This window comes from Methanoregula sp. (assembly GCF_028712425.1).
Lineage (GTDB): Archaea > Halobacteriota > Methanomicrobia > Methanomicrobiales > Methanospirillaceae > Methanoregula.
On sequence record NZ_JAQTQD010000048.1, the window covers coordinates 1 to 5,747 of the forward strand.

At 58.6% G+C, this 5,747-nt stretch carries 7 protein-coding genes; 2 read left to right on the forward strand and 5 right to left on the reverse strand.

The window, feature by feature from the left end; translation table 11 throughout:
- Both PHF39_RS13605 and PHF39_RS13610 read left to right on the forward strand, forming a co-directional pair.
- The coding region (locus PHF39_RS13605; RefSeq protein ID WP_300225057.1) for a hypothetical protein at positions 1-532 on the forward strand (532 nt) is incomplete at its 5' end.
- Positions 533-716: 184 nt separating this feature from the next.
- Positions 717-1,490, forward strand: coding sequence for a hypothetical protein (locus PHF39_RS13610; protein WP_300225060.1), 774 nt, complete (start codon positions 717-719; stop codon positions 1,488-1,490).
- Between the two features lie 47 nt (positions 1,491-1,537).
- Here the strand turns inward: PHF39_RS13610 and PHF39_RS13615 are convergent, their stop codons facing one another.
- The 5 genes from PHF39_RS13615 to PHF39_RS13635 all read right to left on the reverse strand — a co-directional run.
- The gene (locus PHF39_RS13615; RefSeq protein ID WP_300225062.1) at positions 1,538-2,053 is read right to left on the reverse strand and encodes a Tfx family DNA-binding protein; all 516 of its coding nucleotides are present in this window, start codon (positions 2,051-2,053) and stop codon (positions 1,538-1,540) included.
- On the reverse strand, positions 2,050-2,949 hold the full coding sequence (locus tag PHF39_RS13620) for an energy-coupling factor transporter transmembrane component T (protein ID WP_300225065.1): 900 nt from the start codon (positions 2,947-2,949) through the stop codon (positions 2,050-2,052). The genes PHF39_RS13615 and PHF39_RS13620 overlap by 4 nt, the downstream gene beginning before the upstream one ends.
- A complete protein-coding gene (locus PHF39_RS13625; RefSeq protein ID WP_300225068.1) occupies positions 2,882-4,426 on the reverse strand; it encodes an ABC transporter ATP-binding protein in 1,545 nt (514 codons plus the stop codon). Before PHF39_RS13625 ends, PHF39_RS13620 begins: the two co-directional genes overlap by 68 nt.
- Positions 4,413-4,958 (reverse strand): ECF transporter S component, encoded by a 546-nt coding sequence (locus PHF39_RS13630; RefSeq protein WP_300225071.1) that lies wholly within the window; start codon positions 4,956-4,958, stop codon positions 4,413-4,415. The genes PHF39_RS13625 and PHF39_RS13630 overlap by 14 nt, the downstream gene beginning before the upstream one ends.
- A 1-nt stretch (position 4,959) precedes the next feature.
- Positions 4,960-5,747: hypothetical protein (locus PHF39_RS13635; protein WP_300225074.1), on the reverse strand; the 788-nt coding region annotated here is incomplete at its 5' end.

The following is a 5,747-nucleotide window of genomic DNA, read 5'->3' on the forward strand; positions in this document are numbered from 1 at the left end:
CATCAGACCAGGAGGTCGAGAAGAACGCGTCAGCGTTCTTCGAGTTCAGGTTTGTGGAAAAACTATCTCTTTGATTTGGGCTTATTTTTCGGAACCGACTGGTCATCAGACCAGGAGGTCGAGAAGAACGCGTCAGCGTTCTTCGAGTTCAGGTTTGTGGAAAAACTATCTCTTTGATTTGGGCTTATTTTTCGGAACCGACTGGTCATCAGACCAGGAGGTCGAGAAGATTTCTCCAGAAATCTTCGAACACGGAGCCCATTTTGAAAAACCGACTGGTCATCAGACCAGGAGGTCGAGAAGAACGCGTCAGCGTTCTTCGAGTTCAGGTTTGTGGAAAAACTATCTCTTTGATTTGGGCGTATTTTTCGGATCGGAGCCCATTTTGAAAAACAGGTTTTTGGGAAATCGCATTTTTTGGCGAATTACAGGGTGTTTTTTTGGAAATATTGGATTTTTGAGCGTATTTTTCGGATATAGGGGTCATTTCAGGCCCCAAAAAGAGCTTAATTGGTGCCTTTTGATTCGATAAAAGAGGGATAATTTGGACATGAGCCCGGCCGGAGTGCCCGATGGGGTGGATCCGGCCCCCGGTTCCCTTACTCATTCCCGGTCTTCGTCCCCGGCTTCCGCGGCCGGTCCGGATATAAAACATTTTCATCTAACAAAACGCAAAAGTAAACGAATAATAATAACTATCGAGTAATAGTTATCCCATGGATAAGAAAATTTACGACCGCCTCCCGATGATCCTGTTGCTGCTTATCGGGATTATCCTGGTCGCGGATATCGTCAATGTATTTGCCCTTGGCGGCCCGTCGTTGTTCACGCTTCTCGTTAAACCGGCAGGAGCCGGCTCTGATGGGAAAAGTTCCCCGTCATCAGGATTCACCGGCACCTCCGCCCCGGGCAACGTATCGGCCAGCGGGGCAGCGGGCTCGGCAATCTTCGTCCCAACAACTGGGACCCCGGTCCCCGTTGTGAGTTATGTCTCCGTGGTCACACCTGTCATCAATAGTGAAGACCAGCCGGTATACCGGACCCTGGCCGCACCTTCCGAGACACCGGAAGAGAGTTCATATGCGTATATCTATTCGGGAGATCTGTCCTATTATCTCGGCGAGGCTCCCACCGCCATGAACGTGAACGTCAGGGAACCGCCACTCGTGATCGAGTACGAGGTCACCCCGCTGATTATTCATGACAGTAAGGTCGGGGGCAACCGCACAACGTCCGCAAAGAAAGCGGGAACAACCGATGAGCTCCTCAATATCACCTATATCTGCCCCCAGTCGGAATTCACCGTCACCATCTATGATCCCCGCTCCCGCCAAAAGATCATGCAGGATGGGTTCGGTCTCGAATACGGTCATATAACGAAAAAGACGTTTACCATCCGGAATGCCGGGGAGTATATCGTCCAGTTCGACGGCAACCAGGTGGACGCCCATGTCGACATGAAGATCAAGCGCGAAGGAAATATTATCTGATCCCTCCTTTTTTACTCCCGGGCATTTTTCCGATAATTATGTTTCCTCTATCGCGAATAGATCTCCCCGTCATTCAGGAGATATATGTCAATGTCTTTTTTGATGAGTCGTCCGTGGATCCGTTCCGTGTTCTCGGAGCGGAGCCGGTTGATCAGCTCCATGGGATCTTCGGGTAGCGGGATACCCCGTTTGGCCATCTCTGCATAAAATGCCGCAGTCACGTCCATCAGATCCGATCCCTGTCTGAATGTACAGATAGGAGTCACATCGAGAAACCGGAGTGCGTTCAGGGTTATCATTGCCTTCATGATTTTCTGCCGTGCTCGCTTCTCAGTTACGCAGATGTCTGCCCGGCTTGTGCCATAGATCTCTGCGATCTGCCCAAGCGTCATCCCCTGTTTGCGGTACCGCAGGACTTCCATCATTTTTTTGGAGAGTATCGTGTGTTTCACGTCCCTGTCCTTTTTTGCCCGGCGGGCTCTCTTCTTATGAGAACGACGGAGACTGTTCCGGCCCGAGCGGCGAGCGAATCGTTTCTTTGGGGAATGCTTCAGCGGCATCATCCCCCTCCCGGGATCCCCGTAACGAGAATGAGCACGAGCACAAGGACTGCCAGTCCTGCCACCATCCCTGCATCCGCCCGGCTGAACTCCTGCGACCGGCAGCAGGCCGGGTTCTCCGTCTGGCGGAAGCCCCGGGCCTGCATGGCATCGGCCGTGTATTTCGACCGCTTGAGGAGGGAGACGGTGACCGGGGCAAAGAGCGCCACGAGCCGGTTGCTGTTCCCAACAAGGCTCCCTTTGTCCAGCTCGAATCCCCGCGACCGCTGGGCGTCGATGATCTGCCGGGTGTCATCGGCAAGGGCGGTTGTTGACCGGAGGGCATACCCGAGCGAGAACGTGAGGACCGGCGGGGCCCGCATGCCCCGGAGGCTCCGCACCAGGTCATCGGGAGAGGTGGTCATGACAAAGAGGAACGATATTCCGGCAAGCGTGAGGAGCCGGAGGCCCATCGAGAGGGCGAAGAGGATTCCCCCGGTCGTGACTTCCGGGTGGAGGATGCCGATTTCGGCGGAGAACCAGACCGTGCCGGATGGTGCCTTTGAGAAGAAACTGTCGAGCACGATGACGAGAAGCAGGAGCGGGAGGATGAGCGTGAGCGCTTTTAAGAGAGCCGTCCCCATCCGCGAAGTGACGGCAAGGACCAGCAGGAAAAGAAATACCAGGGCCAGTGCAGAGAGCGAGCTGAACAGGAGCGCCGCAATGCTCACGACAAGGACCATGAGAAGTTTCGTCCGGGGGTCGAGGCGATGAAGGAAGGAGGTGCCCGGCCGGAAGCGGAGGAGGGCGAGCCTTCTCGCCTTCTTTGTCATTCCCGTCCCGGCCGGCGGGTCATGGTATTCCAGGATCGCCACCCCCGGCCGGGGTTCCCCATTCTCCCGGGGAACGGGAATTGTCATATGTTCCCGCCATTCTCCGGTATTCTCCTGTAATGCGCCCGCCGGCAATCCGGATGAACCGGTCGCCGCACGATTCCGCGAACTCCTCGTCATGGGTTGCGAGGATGACGCTTTTTCCCCCGGCGCATAACGTCCGGAGCAGCGCGGACAGCGAGTGTTTCAGCCCGGGGTCGAGGCCGAAGGTCGGTTCGTCGAGGACGACAACCGGTGTCTCCATCGAGAGGATACCGGCGAGTGCGACCCGCTGCTTCTCGCCACCGGAGAGCCCGAGCGGGGGCGTTGCCGGGTCGATATGACTGAGGGAGCACATGCGGATGGCTGTCTGCACCGCCTCGGTTAGTATACTGCCGGTCTTCCCGAGGTTCCGGGGGCCGAACGCCACTTCCCCGGCGATCGTGTCCTCGAAGAGCTGGTGGTCCGCGTGCTGGCCAAGGAGCCCGACCGTCCGGGCCGCTTCCGCAACGGTCTTTCCCGCGAGCGGACTGGTGCCGAGGAGGATGGCCCCCCCGTCGGGAACAAGGAGGCCGTTGCAGTGTTTTAAGAGCGTTGTCTTCCCCGAGCCGTTCGGGCCGGCGATGACCGTAAGTTCCCCGGGATAGAAGTCGAGGCTTACCTTCGAAAGGGCCGGGCTCCTTTGTCCCGGGTAGGTGTATGTCACGTTCCGGAGCGAGAGCACCGGGGCCGGGCGAACGGCAGGGATCTCCTTTCGGCCCGGCTGGAACCGGGTGGCAGCCGGCCCCGGCTTACCGCAGGTATCTCTGCCGGGGGCTGACACGGTATCGGAGACGACCTCCCCGTCCTGCATGGCGATCCAGCGGTCGGCAATCGCATGGAGCCAGGTTGTGCGGTGCTCGAAGATGACGATCGTGATCCCGGTCTCCTTTTTGAGGTCGTGCAGGAGGCTCGCCAGCTCTGCCGCGGCGGTTGGATCGATCCCGGAGAAGGGTTCGTCCATGACCAGGACTTTCGGGCGGGCAGCGAGGACGGATGCGATCGCGACCCGCTGCCGTTCCCCCCAGGACAGGTCGGCCGTTGGCCTTCCCAGCAGGTGCCCGATCCGGAGGAGCGAGGCCGTTGTTTCGATCCTTTTTTGGATCTCTTCTTCCGGGAGGTTCCGGGCTTCAAGCGCAAAGGCGATCTCGCTCTCGACATCACTGGTCACGATCTGGTATCCGGGGTCCTGGAAGACGAGGCCGACCGCCCGGGCAACATCGGGGACGTCGTGCTCCCGCGTGTCCAGCCCGGCTGCGATGACCCGGCCGTCCATGGTCCCCCTTGTGGCATGGGGGATGAGCCCGTTCAGGCACCGGGCAAGGGTGGACTTGCCGGAGCCGCTGTGCCCGGTGACGACCACAAATTCCCCCGGGTTGATGGAAAGGCTGATGGTGCGGAGGGCAAAGCCGGCCCTTCCGGAAACGGACGGCGGGTACCGGAACGAGAGCCCGCGGATCGTAATAACGGGTTCATACCCCGTCACGCGATACCACCCCCGCCCTGATGAGCCGGGCAAGGACCAGCGCTGCGACAATGCCCCCGAGCCCGCCGAAGATGAAATGCGTGATGGAGGCAGTCCCGATCCCGATGACGATGAAGGCTGCCGGGATCCCGAGCAACGTCTGGAGGGTGTAGTTGACTGCCATCTTGGCGAGGTTGCCGCAGGCCCCGGCAATGAACCCGGCAGCCGGGTGGTCGAGACGGTAAAAGAAGAGGAGCCCCAGGATGTCGATCACTCCTCCCAGCGCAACGTAGATGAAGATATTGAAGATGTGGAGGGTATTGAGCCCGAAGAGGGTCGCGAGGATCCCGGAGATGAGCCCGATGAAGGTCCCTGCCCCGGGTTTTTTCACGATGCCGACGCCGATGATGACCGGGACCACCCAGTAGATGCCGGTGTGGCCGGGGATCTTCAGGGGGATGGTGAACGCCGTGTTCAGGACCACGATGAGGGCTGCGCAGAGCGAGAGCAGGGCGACCTCGTGCAGGGAGAAATAGGGTTTCTTTACCGGCATTTTAACTCGTCCTCACGAATTCTGTCCTGATCCTGAGGGCGAAATCGTCCGGCTGGGGGTGATCGGTTGCGACGAGGAGAAGCGTATCGTACCCTGCATCTCCTCCGGTAGCGGTGATATAGAACGTCCCGTTCAGGTTTGTCGTGTCCGTGATCCCACCCATAGGCTTCGTAAGATTTGCCGCAATATGCAGTGCCCCCTGGCCACTCAAGGGCCCGCTGAACCACATCTGGCGGGTTGTGGCGGTCATGCTCCGGAGATCTGCGACCTGGTTATTGGAGACGGCGACAGTATACCCGTGTGTGCCGGACACTCGAAGAGGGGAAGCTGCGGGCATGGAAGAACCCGCTGGTGCATCTCCCGTCACGACATAAGCGCACTGCCGGATCCCCGTCTGGCGGTTCGTCCGTGTTGGCACCCCGGTTCTGTTCGTCAGGCCATAGACATGGAAGACGGCCCTGCCCGAGAGGCTGGTAAAATTATATGTTACCCTTACTATCCCAAGCCTCTTGACCATGGGATTGCCGCTGACCGGTGTTGTATTGGCATCAATGAACATCAGGAACCAGCTCTCGTTATCAAGGACGTCCTGCCCCGGGTCGATGCCCAGAGGGTTGTAACTGGGACGCCATGGTTGTGGACCGTACAGGAATCCTGCTTTGGTGAAGACCTGATCGGTGAATACACCCGGCACCAGTTCTGTTTGCCCCAGGGAAGTCGGGAACAGGGTGTCCCCGATCATGTCGAGTATGACCAGCCCCCCGAGAAAGCAGCCGATAAGGACGAATA